At 33.0% G+C, this 16,811-nt stretch carries 15 protein-coding genes and 1 pseudogene; 12 read left to right on the forward strand and 4 right to left on the reverse strand.

Going from position 1 to position 16,811, the window contains the following annotated elements; translation table 11 throughout:
- Positions 1-2,000, forward strand: a 2,000-nt coding sequence (locus tag WC622_RS14835; RefSeq protein WP_372820485.1) for a M1 family metallopeptidase, incomplete at its 5' end; no start/stop codon positions are given.
- Positions 2,001-2,048: 48 nt separating this feature from the next.
- Here the strand turns inward: WC622_RS14835 and WC622_RS14840 are convergent.
- Complete coding sequence (locus tag WC622_RS14840) at positions 2,049-2,513, reverse strand: nuclear transport factor 2 family protein (RefSeq protein WP_372820486.1); 465 nt, start codon at positions 2,511-2,513, stop codon at positions 2,049-2,051.
- A gap of 241 nt (positions 2,514-2,754) precedes the next feature.
- Between WC622_RS14840 and WC622_RS14845 the strand changes: the two genes are divergently transcribed.
- The 7 genes from WC622_RS14845 to WC622_RS14875 all read left to right on the forward strand — a co-directional run bounded on the left by WC622_RS14845 (position 2,755) and on the right by WC622_RS14875 (position 8,757).
- On the forward strand, positions 2,755-4,158 hold the full coding sequence (locus WC622_RS14845) for a tetratricopeptide repeat protein (protein WP_372820487.1): 1,404 nt from the start codon (positions 2,755-2,757) through the stop codon (positions 4,156-4,158).
- A gap of 65 nt (positions 4,159-4,223) precedes the next feature.
- On the forward strand, positions 4,224-4,988 hold the full coding sequence (locus tag WC622_RS14850; RefSeq protein ID WP_372820488.1) for a phosphosulfolactate synthase: 765 nt from the start codon (positions 4,224-4,226) through the stop codon (positions 4,986-4,988).
- A 60-nt stretch (positions 4,989-5,048) separates the two neighbouring features.
- Positions 5,049-5,792, forward strand: a complete 744-nt coding sequence (gene aroE / locus WC622_RS14855) for a shikimate dehydrogenase (protein ID WP_372820489.1) — start codon at positions 5,049-5,051, stop codon at positions 5,790-5,792.
- Position 5,793: 1 nt separating this feature from the next.
- Positions 5,794-6,378 (forward strand): gliding motility lipoprotein GldD, encoded by a 585-nt coding sequence (gene gldD / locus WC622_RS14860; protein ID WP_372820490.1) that lies wholly within the window; start codon positions 5,794-5,796, stop codon positions 6,376-6,378.
- Between the two features lie 73 nt (positions 6,379-6,451).
- On the forward strand, positions 6,452-7,090 hold the full coding sequence (locus WC622_RS14865; RefSeq protein WP_372820491.1) for an MBL fold metallo-hydrolase: 639 nt from the start codon (positions 6,452-6,454) through the stop codon (positions 7,088-7,090).
- 47 nt (positions 7,091-7,137) lie between these two features.
- Positions 7,138-8,370, forward strand: a complete 1,233-nt coding sequence (locus WC622_RS14870; RefSeq protein WP_372820492.1) for an ABC transporter permease — start codon at positions 7,138-7,140, stop codon at positions 8,368-8,370.
- 3 nt (positions 8,371-8,373) lie between these two features.
- On the forward strand, positions 8,374-8,757 hold the full coding sequence (locus WC622_RS14875) for a hypothetical protein (RefSeq protein WP_372820493.1): 384 nt from the start codon (positions 8,374-8,376) through the stop codon (positions 8,755-8,757).
- A gap of 5 nt (positions 8,758-8,762) precedes the next feature.
- Here the strand turns inward: WC622_RS14875 and WC622_RS14880 are convergent, their stop codons facing one another.
- The gene (locus WC622_RS14880) at positions 8,763-9,620 is read right to left on the reverse strand and encodes a menaquinone biosynthesis family protein (RefSeq protein WP_372820494.1); all 858 of its coding nucleotides are present in this window, start codon (positions 9,618-9,620) and stop codon (positions 8,763-8,765) included.
- A gap of 45 nt (positions 9,621-9,665) precedes the next feature.
- Positions 9,666-10,289 carry a futalosine hydrolase gene (mqnB, locus tag WC622_RS14885; RefSeq protein ID WP_372820495.1) on the reverse strand — a complete coding sequence of 208 codons (624 nt, stop codon included), beginning with the start codon at positions 10,287-10,289 and terminating at the stop codon, positions 9,666-9,668.
- A gap of 109 nt (positions 10,290-10,398) precedes the next feature.
- Between mqnB and WC622_RS14890 the strand changes: the two genes are divergently transcribed.
- From WC622_RS14890 to WC622_RS14905, 4 genes are all read left to right on the forward strand, one after another.
- On the forward strand, positions 10,399-10,809 hold the full coding sequence (locus tag WC622_RS14890) for a 6-pyruvoyl tetrahydropterin synthase family protein (protein WP_372820496.1): 411 nt from the start codon (positions 10,399-10,401) through the stop codon (positions 10,807-10,809).
- Between the two features lie 27 nt (positions 10,810-10,836).
- Positions 10,837-11,472, forward strand: a complete 636-nt coding sequence (gene folE / locus WC622_RS14895) for a GTP cyclohydrolase I FolE (protein WP_372820497.1) — start codon at positions 10,837-10,839, stop codon at positions 11,470-11,472.
- 60 nt (positions 11,473-11,532) lie between these two features.
- Positions 11,533-12,414 (forward strand): ACP S-malonyltransferase, encoded by an 882-nt coding sequence (gene fabD, locus WC622_RS14900; protein ID WP_372820498.1) that lies wholly within the window; start codon positions 11,533-11,535, stop codon positions 12,412-12,414.
- A gap of 72 nt (positions 12,415-12,486) precedes the next feature.
- The gene (locus WC622_RS14905; RefSeq protein WP_372820499.1) at positions 12,487-16,242 is read left to right on the forward strand and encodes an ATP-binding protein; all 3,756 of its coding nucleotides are present in this window, start codon (positions 12,487-12,489) and stop codon (positions 16,240-16,242) included.
- Between the two features lie 17 nt (positions 16,243-16,259).
- Here the strand turns inward: WC622_RS14905 and WC622_RS14910 are convergent.
- A pseudogene (locus WC622_RS14910) lies at positions 16,260-16,811 on the reverse strand (hypothetical protein); the annotation flags it as partial.

Genomic DNA, 16,811 nt, shown 5'->3' on the forward strand with positions numbered 1-16,811 from the left:
AGGGCGAAACCGAAGCTTCTTCTGCTTGGTTCCCAACTATTGATAAACCAAATCAAAAAACAACTGCCGAAATTTCGATGACGGTTTTGTCGAAATATGTGACTTTATCCAACGGTAAATTAGTTTCGCAAAAAACAAATACAAATGGAACAAGAACAGATACTTGGAAAATGGATTTGCCACATTCTCCCTATCTATTTATGATGGCTGTAGGCGATTTCAAAATTTATAAAGACACGTACAAAGGCAAAGAGGTTAACTATTATTTAGAGCCAAAATATGCGCCATACGCTAAAGCGATTTTTGGTAAAACGCCTAAAATGATGGGTTTCTTTTCTCAAGTTACTGGTGTTGAATATCCTTGGAATAAATACTCACAAATTGTTGCCCGCGATTATGTTTCAGGAGCAATGGAAAACACAACTGCTACTTTACACGGCGAAGCTGTACAAGCAACTGATAGAGAATTGTTGGATGGAGATCAGGAAAGTACAATAGCACATGAGTTATTTCATCAATGGTTTGGCGATTATGTAACTGCGGAATCATGGTCGAATATTACAGTGAATGAATCATTTGCAGCTTTTTCAGAAATTATTTGGAAACAATACGATGCAGGAAAAGACGCTGCGGATAGAACAAGATATGAGAAATTAAACACGTATTTATCATCAACCCAAAATGGCGAAAGCCCAACATTAGTACGTTTTAATTATAACGATAAAGAAGATGTTTTCGATAATATCAGTTATCCAAAAGGAGCAGTGATTTTATATGCGTTAAAAAATCAAATGGGTGATGAGGCCTTTTTCAAATCGTTAAACCGTTATTTAACTACAAATGCGTTTAAAAATGGAGAAGCTCAACAATTACGTTTGGCATTTGAAGATGTAACAGGAAAAGATTGGTCGCCGTATTTTAACCAATGGTATTATGCAGGTGGGCACCCAATTTTAGATGTGAAATATGATTATAAAGAAGGGAATGCAACTATAAATGTGAAACAAATTCAAGCTGTATCTGTACAAACATTTACACTTCCTATAAAAGTTGATTTTTATGTGGGCGGTAAAAAAACAACTAAAGAAATTGTAATTAATAGTAGAGAACAAAGCTTTAGTTTTCCAGTTTCGGCAAAACCAGACTTAATTGATTTTGATGCAGATAAAATTATAGTTGGACAGGTTAAAGAAGATAAAACATTGGAAAATTATATTTTCCAATACACAAACGCACCATCATATGCCAATAGAATTAAAGCAATTGAGCAAGCAACATTGAAAAACAAAGAAACGGCTGCTCAACAAATGCTACTATTAGCTCTAAAAGATCAAAATGAGGCATTAAGGGCGTTGGCGATTAAAGGTTTTAATTTAAAGGATGAAACCATAAAGGTAATGGTTGGCTCAACATTAGCTGCTATGGCAAAACAGGATAAAAATTCAAATGTTAGAGCAACTGCATTAGCAAGATTAGCTACATCTGGCGATAAAACTTATTTGCCACTTGCGAAAGAGAGTTTAAAAGATCGTTCTTATAAAGTTATTGGTACAGGTTTGCAAGCCATCAATATGTTAGAACCTTCTTCATTAAGCGGGGTAATGTCGAGTTTAGATGCAGATACAAAAGCACATATTCCTAGTCAATTGGCACAAGTTTATGCAGCATTAGGTGATGATAGCTATAATGATTTTTACTTAAACATTGTAAATAATGAAGGCATTAATAAACTAGCTCAAGTGGTGGGTTTTTATTCTTCTTATCTAAGTAAAAACACAAATCCAAAAATTACTCAAGCTGGTGTTCAAGCTATCATTACTAACATGGATAGAACTAAATTGACACAGTATTATGGAAAACAATTTGTTCAAGTATTTACAACTGCAGAGCAAGCTAAATTAAAAGCCGCAGAAACAGCTCCTAGTCAAGAGGCAAAAGATAATTTGTTGAAACAGGCAAGTTATTTTAAAGCTGGTGCTGAAGAATTAGCGAAGAAATAAAGCAATTTTAAGCTGCAGATGTAGTGCATCTGCAGCTTTATTATTAACTCAAGGATTACAATTATCTTTCCTTCGCGTATCAATGATATAAATAATTTTCCACCCATCTTCTCCTTTAAAAAGTTGGAAAGAATTAACGCCGCAATGGCTAAATTTCTCACCTACATAAAACTTATAATCCGTCCACACACTAGCAAGATTAGCATCGATTAATATTTTCGTAAATACAATACGTTCATCATATTTTTCGGGATGCGGAGCGCCAACACTTTTAATAAAATCACTTACATTTTCTGTTCTGACTACAAATTTCCCGTCCTTGTTTTTCGCGATTGTCTGCATCGTATTTTGAGCTGCAAAAGCTTTGCGTATCATTGCAGTATCGGTATTTCTCATGCCATCAAATAATAAATTAATGGCTGCTTTTACAGCAGTTTCTTCAGTATTTGATTGTGCATGAAGCTGAACGCTTCCAAATAGAGATAATAATAGAATAACGCTTAATCGTTTCATGACTTGAATTTTACTGATTTGAGTTAAATATATGTTATTTTTGTAAATAGTTAAAAGAACAAAAGGTTATAGATCAACCACCCTCATCATTCACAATAGCATAAAGCTAAATCTTTTATTACTAATTAATTACCCTGTAGAGTGTGTGTATGTTGAAAATTATTTTCTTAAGTCAGCTTGTAAATAACGTAAACTTATAAGGTATTTGAAATAATGGGTTTGTTCTTTAAATATTCGAGACATGGAAGAAGAATTTGAATTTGATTTTAACAACGATGCGCAACACTCAGTAGAACGTTATGAAGAGATGATCCGAAACCAGGATCAATACTTTTTTGATGCGCAGGCATTTGAATATATAATTGACAATTATATAGAAAAGAACGACCCGGTTAAAGCATTGCAGGTTATAGAATATGCTTTAAACCAACACCCGTATGCTGCGGTTTTTTTAATTAAACAAGCCCAGTTATTATTATTTACCAATCAGGTAGATAAGGCATTTGCTGCACTAGAAAAAGCAGAAATGTTAGAGGCATCTGAGCCTGATATTTATGTTTTACGCGGAAATATTTATCAGAATTTAGATCGCCATGCAGAAGCTTTAGAAAATTTTGAAAAAGCATTAACATTAGCTGAAACTACAGATGAGATTTTGTTGCAAATGGCATATGTGTATCAAAATATGCATGATTATGAAACTGCAATTGTTTACATCAAGCGAAGCTTAGAACAAAACATGGAGAATAAGGATGGTTTATATGAACTTGCCTTTTGCTATGATATTTTAGATAAACAGGAAGAGAGTATTCAGTTTTACCAAGAATATATTGATAGCGATCCATATTCTTATGCTGCATGGTACAATTTAGCAAACTCTTATCACAAGTTAGATTTGTTTGAAAAAGCAATTGATGCATACGATTATGCTATTTTAATTAAAGAAAATTTTGCTTCAGCTTACTATAATAAAGGCAACGCTTTAGTACAATTGGATAAATACCAAGAGGCAATTGATGTTTATAAACAAACTTTTGAATACGAACCGCCTAATGCAGATACATATTGCGCAATAGGAGAATGCTACGAGAAGCTTGAAAAAATGGATGAAGCCCGTTCTTACTACAAAAAATCAGTAAAAATGGATTCAAAAATGGCAGATGCTTGGTTTGGAATTGGTGTAACCTTGAATTTTGAAGAACGTTTTTTCGAATCTCTTCATTTCTATAAAAAAGCATTAGAGCTGGATGAAGAAAATCCGGATTTTTGGTTTGCTATGGCCGATGCACATTATAAATTAGGTCAAACAGAAGAATCTGTAGAAGCATATTATAAAGTTTTAGAATATAATCCGCTAGATATTGAAGCTTGGCTAGATTTTTCGACTGTGTTATATGAACAAGGGAAATTAGTAGAGGCTTCAGAAACGATGGCGGAGGCTATTAAAAATAACCCAGATGCGGCAGAATTATATTACCGAATGGTGGCTTATTTATTTGCACTTGGTCAAAGCAACGATGCTATTGCTTATTTAGAAACAGCTTTGGTTACCGACCCAGAAAAACATTATATCTTATTCGAATATTTACCTCAATTGCAAGATAATGGATTGATCATAGAAGTTATCAATAAGTACATCAAATAGAAATTAACAAGAAATAACAGCTTTATTTAAAAAATAGCAGAGTTTTTTTAACCTTTGCAGCATATATGAATTACAAATTAAATGATATCCCTGACCGCTCGGTAAAACCTCGTCAAGGTGGATTAACCATGGTAATGGATAAAGGACTGAGCCTTAGACAAGTTGAAGACTTTATAGATGTTGCTGGTGTACATACAGATATTGTAAAGTTAGGATGGGCAACTTCGTTTGTAACACCTAAATTAAAAGAAAAGCTAGCTATTTATCGCGATGCTGGTATTCCAACTTATTTTGGTGGAACATTGTTTGAAGCATTTGCTATTCGTAATCAATTTGATGATTACCGCAGGGTTTTAGAAGAATTTGGAATGGAATATGCTGAAGTTTCGGATGGTTCTATGGATATTGAACACGATGAGAAGTGCGAATTTATTAGAAAGTTATCAACTCAGGTTACAGTAATTTCTGAAGTTGGTTCTAAAGATGCGGCTAAAATATTTGCTCCTTACAAATGGATTGCTTTAATGAAAGCTGAAATTGAAGCGGGTTCTTGGAAAGTTATTGCAGAAGCTCGTGAAGGAGGAAATGTCGGCATTTATCGTGGCACTGGTGAAGTTAGAGAGGGGCTTGTAGATGAGATTTTAACGCAAATACCTGAAGAAACGATTATTTGGGAAGCGCCACAAAAAGAACAACAAGTTTGGTTTATCAAACTAATTGGTACAAATGTAAATTTAGGTAATATCGCACCTGCGGAAGTAATTCCTTTAGAAACTATTCGTTTAGGCTTAAGAGGGGATACTTTTGATTATTTCTTAAATAAAAAATAACTCGTTATTGCGAGGAGATCATTTGCCGTCGACTTTTAATCGACGGTTTTTTTATAAAACATGAGAACATTCGGATTAATCGGCTTTCCTTTATCGCATTCATTTTCTAAAAAATTCTTTTCCGAAAAATTCGAGAATGAGCAAATTGCAGATTGCAGCTATGAATTATTTGCGATTGAAAATGCGAATGAAATCCAAGATTTAATTACTGCTCATCCATCGCTTTGCGGATTAAATGTAACTATACCGCACAAAGTAAATGTAATCTCTTTTTTAAATGAAATTGATGACGCGGCGGAAGAAATTGGTGCAGTAAATTGTATTTCTATCGATCAAAATGGGAATCAACCTAAGCTAAAAGGATATAATACTGATGCATATGGTTTTTCAGAATCGTTAAAACCACTATTAGAAAAGCACCATCAAAAAGCCTTAATATTTGGTGATGGTGGAGCTGCAAAAGCAGTTAAATATGTATTGGATCAACTGCAAATTCCCTATTTGGTGGTGGTGAGAAATCCTGTTCAAAATACAATTTTATATTCAGCAATTACTGAAGAAATATTGAATGAATATACAGTGCTCATTAATACAACTCCGTTGGGGATGTCACCAAACTTATATTCTTACGCACCCATTCCTTATCAGTTTCTAGGTGCGCAACATTTGGCGTACGATTTGGTTTATAATCCAGAAGAAACTGAGTTTTTAAAGAAAGCGAAAAATCAAGGGGCAAAAATTAAAAACGGATTGGAAATGCTATTTCTACAAGCGGAACGTTCATGGTATATTTGGAATATATAATATGAAAAGAAATCTCCTTTTACTATTAGTTTTGCTGTTCGTTATCGCTGCTTGTAATAGTGAAAGTACAAATACACCAAAACCCAAAGGGTATTTCCGTATTAATTTTCCAGAAAAACACTATAGAGTATTTAACTCAAATTGCCCTTTTACGTTTGAATATCCTGTTTACGCTCAGATAGCAGTAGATAGCGATAAAAATGCTCAACCTTGTTGGAATAATATGAATTTCCCACAATTTAATGGCAAGCTCCACCTGACATATTATGGTGTCTTTTCTGAAAAGAATTATAACGAAATGACGGAATCGGCTAGAACATTAGCCATGAAACATACGATTAAAGCAAATTCAATCGACCAAAGGTTAATTAATTATCCTGAAAGAAAAGTATATGGTATTTATTATGCAATAGAGGGGAATACAGCATCTTCAGTTCAGTTTTTTTTAACGGATAGCGCAAAGCATTATTTTAGAGGGGCTCTGTATTTTAACGAACGCCCACAATACGATTCTATTCAACCTGTAGTTAAATTCCTCAAAAAGGATATTGACAGAATGATTGAAACCTTTAAGTGGAAAAACTAGTGTGAAGTTGAAATGTTGTAAGCTTGCAACGTTTCAAATGTTCAAATATTTCAAACTTACTACCTTGTAAAATATGATCAGTTTAAAGAAATTTACATTTAATCCTTACCAAGAAAACACCTACGTTTTATACGATGAAACTGGAGCTTGTGTAATTATAGATCCAGGAATGTACGATGGAGCTGAACAAAACGAATTGGTAACTTTTATAAAAGAAAATCAATTAAAACCAGAACTTCTACTGAATACGCATTGTCATATTGACCATGTTTTAGGTAATAAATTTGTGTTTGATAATTGGTCATTAAAACCACAGTTTCATAAAGGCGAATTATATATTTTACAAGCGGTTGCTGGTTACGCACCACAAATGGGCATGCGGTACGAACTTTCTCCAGAGCCTGAAGTTTTTTTACCAGAGACTGGTACTGTCACTTTTGGTAATAGTAAACTAGAATTGGTTTTTGCACCAGGTCATTCGCCAGCTCATTTATGTTTTTATGCAGTTGATGAAAACTTTTTAATAGGTGGTGATGTATTGTTTTATCGAAGTATAGGAAGAACTGATTTGCCTGGTGGTAATCACCAACAATTAATAACTAGCATTAAAGAAAATTTATTTCAACTGCCAGATGATTGTGAAGTTTTTCCTGGTCATGGGCCTTCGACAACTATTGGTTTTGAGAAAATGAATAATCCTTTTTTAGTGTAGTTGCTAAACGTCCGTTTTACCGCTTACATTTTCCATATATTTGAAAGGTGAATACAGCATTTTATATTGCACGCAGGTATCTTTTTGCAAAAAAATCTACCAATGCCATAAATATTATTTCGGCAATTTCCGTTTTGGGTGTTTTTGTAGGAAGTACAGCTTTAATCATCATTTTATCAGTATTTAATGGTTTTGAAGAAGTTGTACTTAAAATGTTCAATACCATTACACCACAAATCATCGTCATGCCATCGAAAGGCAAAACGTTTAACCCAAATACAGCTTATTTTAACGAGTTACAGGCAAATAAATCGATATTCTCCTATACAGAAGTTCTATCAGAAAATGCTTTAATTTGGTACAACAACAAACAATCGCCTGCTTTGGTAAAAGGTGTAAGTAGTGATTTTTTGAAGAATAAGAGTTTAGATACCATCATGATTGAGGGTAATTTCGTATTAGAAAATAAGAATGGACCAAATGCAGTTATCGGCTCTGCTTTACAAGCCTATTTAGGTGTAAATTCTAGTGATCCTTTTGAAAAACTACAAATTTATTCTCCAAAAAAAGGTGTTAAAGCGAATTCTATTAATCCAATGGATGACTTTACTGTATTGAGTATTCCGCCATCTGGAGTATTTGAAGTTCAGCAGGATTTTGATAATCTAATTATCGTTCCCTTAGAATTTGCTCGTGAACTTTTGGGGGAAGATAAAAATGTATCGGCAATAGAAATAAATGTAAAGGATGGTGTAGATGCCGAAACGTTAAAAAACCAGATAGCTCAAAAACTAGGTTCAAACTTTGTAGTTAAAAATAGAATACAACAAAATCAAGGATTATATAATGTTTTAGGCTCAGAAAAATGGATGGTTTATATAATTTTAACCTTCATTTTAATTATCGCTATATTTAATATTATTGGCTCATTAACGATGTTAGTTATCGATAAACTTAAAGATATTTCTATTTTGAATAGCCTTGGGGCAGGTAAAAAGCTAATAAAAAGAATATTTTTGGTCGAAGGTATGATGATAACGCTAACGGGTTGTATCTTTGGATTATTAATTGGATTTGTTTTCTGTTTGCTACAACAGCGTTTTGGATGGGTTAAGATGGGAGAATCAAATTTATTAGTATCCAACGCTTATCCAATCGCTTTTAAATGGAAAGATTTTGTGCTCGTTTTTGTCACTGTTAGTATTTTTTCTTTTGTCGCCTCAGCTTTGGCATCAAATTTAAGCGTAAAGAAAATGGATCAATTAAATCAAGATCTTTAAAACATGAATAGCTATAAAAAATTAATTCTCTTATTATTTACTGCAATGGTTGTTTTCTCAGCTTGCAATAGAGATAAAAAATCTAGTGATGATAAAAACAAAACAATCATTGCTAAAGGGCTCTACAGCTTCGGGCCAGAAATTAAATCTTTTACAGATTGCGAAGAACGAAGAGAATATTGGGTGGCAGATAGTGCTAAAACGTTAGAATTGGCTTACAGCAATCTTGGTTTCGAAAAACCATATACACCAGTTTATATTGAAGTAGAATGTAAATTGATAAAATCTGATACGACAACAGTTACTGGTGATTATGATTCTACAATGGTAGTAACAAAGTTGCTTAAAATTAGCAAGCAAATTCCTGAAGGACCTTGTTCACAGTAAGTAATTTAACCCACATATAGATTCTGCTTAAAAGCAGGAATTACTTCGTTTTTAACTGCTTTTTCAAATAAAGTATCAATTGCTTTCTTGCCTTCTTCGCCTAAATCTATCGAGTATTTATTTACATACAATTTTATGTGCTTGTACATCACGCCTTCATCCATTTCTTGTGCATGCTGACGAATAAACTCAATGCCAGATTTAGGATTCGCAAAAGCATATTCTACAGATTTTCTAATCAATCGATTTACTTTTTGTTGTATTTTTAAACTTAATTTGCGATTGATTACAATTCCGCCCAAAGGGATTGCACAACCTGTTAATTGTTCCCAATAACTGCCTAAATCAACTATCTTATGCAAGCCTTTATCCTGATAAGTAAAGCGATTTTCGTGGATGATTAGACCTAAATCAATTTCTTCGTTTAGTAAAGCATTTTCAATTTCAGAAAACACCATTTCTTTTTTATTTAGGAGTTGAGGATAGGCAATGCCTAATAAAAAATTTGCTGTTGTGTATTTTCCAGGTATTCCAACTTTTAATGAATCGTTGTCCTGAACGGACTTTAATTTGGCTTCGATTTCTTCTGCTTTTTCCTTTTTACAAATCAGTAATGGACCAACCCCAAAGCCTAAAGCGCTACCTGCGTTTAAAAGCGCATACTTTTCTACTACATAAGCAAAGGCATGAAAACTTAATTTAGTAATGTCTAATTCGCCATGCATTGCCTTTTGATTTAAGGTTTCTACATCATCAAAAGAAACATCAAAAGTTAAGCCCTCGGTGTCAATTTTACCATGAATTAGGGCATCGAAAATAAACGTATCATTAGGGCAAGGCGAAAAACCAAGTGTAAGTTTCATAACGCAAAAATATAGTTAAAAGTGATTTGTATCGTCATGTTTAACTCATTTCGTTTTTGCATTAATAAAATCGATTAGCCAATAATTTAAATTTTTAATAGCTAATCCAATTTGCCAATTCTCTTTATTTCTTGGTTCAACATGATTGGAAATGCTTCTTATTTGTGCACATGGAATTTGAAGTACATTACAAGCATAAAATACAGCAGCACCTTCCATGCTTTCTGTTTGTGGATTAAATTTTTGCTCAATTTTTGTAATGTTATCGATATTTCCATGAACTTTATTCACTGTAATTCCCGTTACCGTCAGTAAATCACTTACCTGATAAGTAGCTTTAAAAGTGTTGTTGCCAAAACCTAATTCATCAATCGTAATAAATTCATCAAGATTTTCAGCGCCTAATTCGGCAAATGTATCTATGTTTATATTAACTAAACTTCCTAATGGAATATTTTTATCAAAACTTCCGGCGATGCCAACATTTACAACCAAATTATAGGTGCTATTCAAATGCCGGCCTAAAGCAAAAGCTGTAGCTGTCATACCCACGCCAGTAATGAGTATATCAAATTTATCAAACTGTATAAAATTTTCATCCGGCAGGTTAAAATGTTCAAATACTTTACTAAACTCAGCTTTTGTTGCAGCAACAACTAATAGTTTCATAAGGTAAATGTAAAGAAATTCTTTCTATGCTAAATGGTCGACTGCTAATGGTCTATCTACTATCAACCTTAACCAATATATAGTATATTTGTTCTTTATTTGATACAAAATGATTTATATAACACGCAGAGAAAGCTTTAATGCGGCTCACAAATTATCAAGAAAAGATTGGAGTGAGGATAAAAATACAGAGATTTATGGTAAATGCGCAAACCCAAATTGGCATGGACATAATTATCAATTATATGTAACTGTTAAAGGAGAAGTTAACCCAGAAACTGGATTTTTAGTGGATTTGAAATGGCTAAAACAGATAATTAACCTGTACGTAATTGATAAAGTAGATCATAAGAATTTGAATTTAGATGTAGATTTTATGAAAGATATTTTAGCATCTACAGAAAATTTAGCTATCGCGATTTGGGATATTTTAGCCCCTCACATTAAGGAGAACGGAGCACAATTACATTGCATTAAAATTTACGAAACCGAAAATAACTTTGTAGAGTATTTTGGTTAATAACCATTAAAAACAAATTATAAACTAATGGAAAACGATAAATACGATCACGAAGAAGAAACAATAGGCTACCAAAAAATAGATCGATACGATGATGAAAAGATCGCTTCGGTTGCTATACACTACAAACATATTTTAGGGAAACTAGGTGAAAACCCAGAACGAGAAGGTCTGTTAAAAACGCCAGAACGTGTAGCTAAAGCGTTGCAATATTTAACTCATGGGTACGATATTCAACCCCAAGAAATTCTTCGCTCGGCTATGTTTAAAGAAGATTATAGTCAAATGGTGGTGGTAAAAGACATTGAAGTTTATTCTATGTGTGAACACCACATGCTGCCATTTTTCGGCAAAGCGCACATCGCTTATATTCCAAACGGACACATTGTTGGCTTAAGTAAAATACCAAGAGTGGTAGATGCATTTTCTCGCCGTTTACAAGTGCAAGAACGTTTAACAAATGAAATTAGAGATTGCATTCAAGAAACATTACATCCTGCAGGTGTAGCAGTTGTAATTGAGTGTAAACACTTGTGTATGTCGATGCGAGGTGTGCAAAAACAAAATTCTGTAACCACAACTTCGGCATTTACTGGAGAATTTATTAGCAATGATAAAACAAGAGCAGAGTTTTTGAGGTTAATAACAGCAGACCTTCATTAGTCTAAACTTCTAAGAACAAAATTTAACAAAATATAATCTTCCCTTTGGGGATTAAATAGTATGAAAGCATATATATTTCCTGGGCAAGGTGCCCAATTTGTGGGTATGGGTAAAGACCTTTATGAAAATCCATTAGCAAAAGAATTATTTGAAAAAGCCAACGAAATTATAGGTTTTCGTATTAGTGATATCATGTTTAGTGGTACAGATGAAGAGTTGAAACAAACTAACGTAACTCAGCCTGCTATTTTTCTCCACTCTGTGATTTTAGCCAAAGTTTTAGGAAATGATTTTAAGCCAGATATGGTTGCCGGACATTCTTTAGGCGAATTTTCTGCACTAGTTGCTGCAAATGCACTTTCATTTGAAGATGGTTTGAAATTGGTAATTGCTCGTGCAAATGCGATGCAAAAAGCATGTGAACTTCAACCTAGTACAATGGCTGCTATATTAGGTTTAGCAGATGAAGTTGTAGAAGAAATTTGTGCTAACATTGCTGCTGTTGTTGTTCCTGCAAATTATAATTGCCCTGGTCAATTGGTTATTTCTGGTAGCATTGAAGGAATTGATGAAGCTTGTTTGAAATTAACAGAAGCTGGAGCAAAAAGAGCATTAAAATTAAATGTTGGTGGCGCCTTCCACTCCCCGTTAATGGAGCCTGCAAAAGTAGAATTACAAGCGGCAATTGAAAGCACCAATATTTCATCGCCAATTTGTCCTATTTACCAAAATGTAAATGCAAAGCCAACTACAGACCCAGCAACAATAAAAGCGAACTTAATTGCTCAGTTAACAGGTGCAGTACGATGGACACAAACTGCTACAAATATGATTGCTGATGGAGCTACAGAATTTGTAGAAGTTGGGCCTGGAAATGTATTACAAGGCTTGGTTAAAAAAGTAAATAGAGAAGTGCAAACTAGCAGTGCGAGTATAGTTTAATTGCCAAATTAAGTTGCTTTAATTAAATGAAAGTAACGGAGATAATTAATACCTTATTAAAATAACTTTAACGTGAGTATTGGAGGTAAAATCAGGTTTCTATTATTATTACTAGGCATTTGCTGTATTATTACGGCATTGTCTTTAAATAATTCGATTACCAAAAAAGATCTCCTTTTACATGAAGCAGAAGTATTACAACAAAATTTAGCGATAAAAGAACGGATTGTTCAAAGTTATTTGAACAATCCATCGAAAATAAATGAGCTTAAGCAACTCTATAAAGACGATAAACTAGCTTTAAACTTTATAAATACAAATCGTGTAAATGGTATTAATGTTTTAGTTTATAAAGATGGAAATCTGCAATTCTGGAGCTCCATAAAATCATTTCCTACAAATGTTAATCGCTTAAAAGAAGGAACTTCCTTTACACAATTATTAAATGGTTGGTATGAGCTAGTTAAAAAAACTTCAGACAACTATACTTTCGTGTTTCTAATCGCTGTAAAAACACAATTTAGTATAGAAAACCAGTACCTTAAAAACCAAATTGTACCCGAACTTTTCCCTCGCAATAGTTTAGATTTAGCAACTTTTACAGATAAGGATATTACAGAGATCTTTAGCATCAATAAAGAATACCTTTTCCCAGTAAAATTAAGTGAAGAATATTCGAAAAACATCTATGCTTCTATACAGATATGGCTATGGGTAATTGGTCTTTTTAGCATTTGTTTATTTGTAAATTATTATTGTTCGTGGCTAGCTAAAAGAGGTTTAGTTGTTTCAGCTACATTAGTGCTGAGTGTATTTTTTATTGCCTTCAGGCTATCAGATCTTCAGTTTTTTTGGTTTAATCATCAATTTAACCTAGAAATTTTTAGTCCTTCCATTTACGCACAAAGTGATTTCTTTCCATCGCTTGGCGATTTACTTTTAAATGTGATTGCTGTAACTTGGATCGCCTTATTTGCGTACACACATCGTCATCGATATATTTTACCAAAATGGATGGTTAAAGGTAAAGCCATTGGGATTTTACTTCATGCGTTATTTCTGCTTATTTTATCTTTTGCTGCCTTTTTAATCGATAATATTTTCTTTGGACTGATATACAATTCGAAAATAAATTTTGACATTACCAACATCATTAATCTCGACTGGATTAGCTGGGTATGTATTTTAATTTTATGTATAGTTTGGTTAAATGTTTATTTAGCTACCAATATTTTTATCGAGTTAAGCAAACAACTTAATATAACGAATAAAGAAAGGTTAATTGTTTTTTTAACAATGCTAGCTGGCTATTTTATATATAAACTGGTTATTGATTTTAATGTTTTCTTTTTAGTTTATGCATTACTTATTTTCATTATAGGATGGAATAATTATATTCAACTCCGTAAATTTTCGATAGGAACCTTTGCCATTCTTTTCTTGTGTATGGCTTTTCTTACGGCAATTAAATACATCAAATTTAACGATATTAAGGAGCGAAGTAATAGAGCCGCTATCGCAGAAAAACTATTAAATTCTGATGATCCTAAAGTGATTAACTCTATTGATAGCTTTGAAAAAGGGATTTCTTCGGATTCATCTATTGTAGAGTATTTTAAAGAACCTCGACTTACCAAAACATTCAGTTTCCACGATTATATTGAAAAAAAATATCTTGATGGATATTTATCTCGCTTCGAATATAATATGTACGAATACGATAATCGAGATTCAACGTTAAAAAAGGAGGGAGGTCTTCCTATTTCAAAATACAAGAATTTAGTAAAATCGGGTGCTGTTAAAACACCAGAAACAACCTATTCTTACCGAATTAATGACACTTTTGGGTATCAAAATTACTTTGGACTTATTCCAATATTTGATGGGAAAAACCTATTAGGAACGTTGGTAATTGAATTAAAATCTCAACCTTATGATATTAATAGCCATTTCCCAGATTTATTAATTGATGGAAAGACTAAAAGCGATGAAGATTTCACAGATTACTCTTTAGCTTTTTATAAGGATAATTTGTTATATAGCCAATCTGGAAAGTACACGTATCCAATGGTTAACAAACGATTTAAGGGTGCTGTAGGCAAAATCGAGTTTGTTAATGATGAAGCACAGGATGAAATCGATGCAGGAACTGATAAAAAAATAATGTACAGCCATGCAGTTAATCGACCTAATAATTCTAAATTAATTATAATAAGTAAAGAAAAAGTCTCCTACATTGCCCGTTTAGCTACCTTATCCTTCTTCTTTTTAGTATTTATTCTATTTGGAATTGCACTTTATCTACTCATTTGGATAATTAAAAACATTGATGATAATAAAGCAGGATGGTTCAGTTTTAATCGATACTTAATGATTAATGCAAATCGAATACTTTACAAAACTAGAATTCAAGTTTCTATAGTATTATCGGTAGTTGCAACTTTGTTAATTGTGGGCTGGACAACCTTTTTTTACATTAAAGATGAATATTTAAAACAACAAGAAAACAGTATTCGAGAGAAATTGCGAAAGATCCAGCTTTCTTATGAACAGCAAATTTTAAAGACTGGTGGAATTAAGAACGATAGTGAATCTGCATATGCATTTAATCAATTTGCCGATGTAAATGCTGCCTTTTTAAATCTTTACGATACTAAAGGGAATTTATATCTAACATCTCTACCCAAAATGTACGACTATGGTATAATTGGAAAAAAGTTAGGGCCAAAAGCATATATATCTTTAAACTTAATGCAGAGGTCAGAGTTTTTAAATGCTGCCGAGAAAATAGGAAGTTTTACCTATGCGGCGGCGTATGCACCAATACGTAATGCACAAAATGAGACCGTGGCTTACATTGGCTTGCCATACTATGCAAATGAGGCAGATTATCAAGCAAAAATCGGATTATTCATCAATACATTAATTAATATTTACGCTTTAGTTTTTGTATTAATTGGGGTGCTTGCGGTATTCCTGGCTAACCAGATTACCAATCCACTTACGTTTATTCAAGAAAGTATTAAAAAAACAAAATTGGGACAAAAAAATCAACCCATTGTTTGGCATCGTCAAGATGAAATTGGTTCGCTCATTAAAGAATATAACAAGATGATTGCTGCTTTGGAAATAAGTGCTACTAAATTAGCACGATCTGAAAGGGAGAGTGCATGGAGAGAAATGGCAAAACAAGTAGCACATGAAATTAAAAATCCATTAACGCCATTAAAATTAGGAGTGCAATTACTAGAGAAATCATGGAAAGAAAATGATCCTAATTTTGAAAAGAAATTTGCAAGCTTCAATAAATCATTCATTGAGCAAATCGATAGTTTAGCTACAATTGCATCAGAGTTCTCTAATTTTGCTAAGATGCCAGATACCAAATTGGAAGATTTAAAACTTCTTCCAGTAATTGAGCAGGCAATAGCAGTATTTAATACATCTGATAGTATTGAAATCGTTGTGCTTAACCGTACGAATAGAAATGTGGTTATACTCGGAGATAAAGATCAGTTGTTACGTACATTTAATAATCTCCTTAAAAATGCAATTGAAGCCAGCGAAGGAAAAAGCAAATGCGCAATACAAATTCGCCTTATAAATGATGATAAGTACGTATATGTAGAAGTTCAGGACAATGGTAAAGGAATTGATTTCGCATTACAGGATAAGATTTTTGTGCCTAATTTCACTACAAAATCTTCTGGTACAGGTTTAGGATTAGCCTTTGTAAAACAAGCCATAGAAAACGCTGGTGGCACAATAGAATTTACATCAGAAATCAACCAAGGAACCACATTCTACTTAAGTTTCCCAATTGTTTAAAATAGATTAAAGAAGATTTAACGTAATGTGATTTGGCTTTTGCCCATTATAAAGCCGTCAGTATATAGGATAATTGAATACGTTCCTTTGATAAACTCTTTTGGGTTTGTCCAATCAATTTTATAAACAGCTTCATCGTTATTGTATGAGAACTCAATTGCACTACTATATTGCATTTGCTGTCCGTCTATCTCAAACATATTATTTTCATTAGCAACTAAATTTCCTGCCGGATCAAATACTCTTAAATATACTTTATGATAATTTTTTTCTGCTAATGGATTAGGTATAACAGAGAAATTTATGGTGAGTTTGTTAGCGGTGCTGGCACGAGTTACTAGTACATTTTTACCACTCTCTTTAACTTTAAAAGCTGTAATATTAATATTAGCTGCCTTTAAAGCTGCGCCTACTTTTACTTTGGCATTTAAATCCTGATTTTCTTTTTCGAGATTTTCTGCTTTTTCACTGTAAGAATTTGCAGTTGTTTTAAGGCTATCGCGTTCAGATTTTAAATAGGTATTTTCAGTTTCTAATCGAGCAATTTTATCGCTGTAATTTTTTACAAA

This window comes from Pedobacter sp. (assembly GCF_041662865.1).
Classification (GTDB): Bacteria; Bacteroidota; Bacteroidia; order Sphingobacteriales; family Sphingobacteriaceae; genus Pedobacter.

What these genes read in the sequence shown, in the direction of transcription:
- aroE (WP_372820489.1), top strand. Translation starts at nt 5,049, where the DNA reads ATGAGAACATTCGGATTAATCGGCTTTCCTTTATCGCATTCATTTTCT.
- WC622_RS14845 (WP_372820487.1), top strand. Translation starts at nt 2,755, where the DNA reads ATGGAAGAAGAATTTGAATTTGATTTTAACAACGATGCGCAACACTCA.
- WC622_RS14840 (WP_372820486.1), bottom strand. Translation starts at nt 2,513, where the DNA reads ATGAAACGATTAAGCGTTATTCTATTATTATCTCTATTTGGAAGCGTT.
- WC622_RS14850 (WP_372820488.1), top strand. Translation starts at nt 4,224, where the DNA reads ATGAATTACAAATTAAATGATATCCCTGACCGCTCGGTAAAACCTCGT.
- WC622_RS14890 (WP_372820496.1), top strand. Translation starts at nt 10,399, where the DNA reads ATGATTTATATAACACGCAGAGAAAGCTTTAATGCGGCTCACAAATTA.
- WC622_RS14865 (WP_372820491.1), top strand. Translation starts at nt 6,452, where the DNA reads ATGATCAGTTTAAAGAAATTTACATTTAATCCTTACCAAGAAAACACC.
- gldD (WP_372820490.1), top strand. Translation starts at nt 5,794, where the DNA reads ATGAAAAGAAATCTCCTTTTACTATTAGTTTTGCTGTTCGTTATCGCT.
- WC622_RS14875 (WP_372820493.1), top strand. Translation starts at nt 8,374, where the DNA reads ATGAATAGCTATAAAAAATTAATTCTCTTATTATTTACTGCAATGGTT.
- mqnB (WP_372820495.1), bottom strand. Translation starts at nt 10,289, where the DNA reads ATGAAACTATTAGTTGTTGCTGCAACAAAAGCTGAGTTTAGTAAAGTA.
- WC622_RS14880 (WP_372820494.1), bottom strand. Translation starts at nt 9,620, where the DNA reads ATGAAACTTACACTTGGTTTTTCGCCTTGCCCTAATGATACGTTTATT.
- fabD (WP_372820498.1), top strand. Translation starts at nt 11,533, where the DNA reads ATGAAAGCATATATATTTCCTGGGCAAGGTGCCCAATTTGTGGGTATG.
- folE (WP_372820497.1), top strand. Translation starts at nt 10,837, where the DNA reads ATGGAAAACGATAAATACGATCACGAAGAAGAAACAATAGGCTACCAA.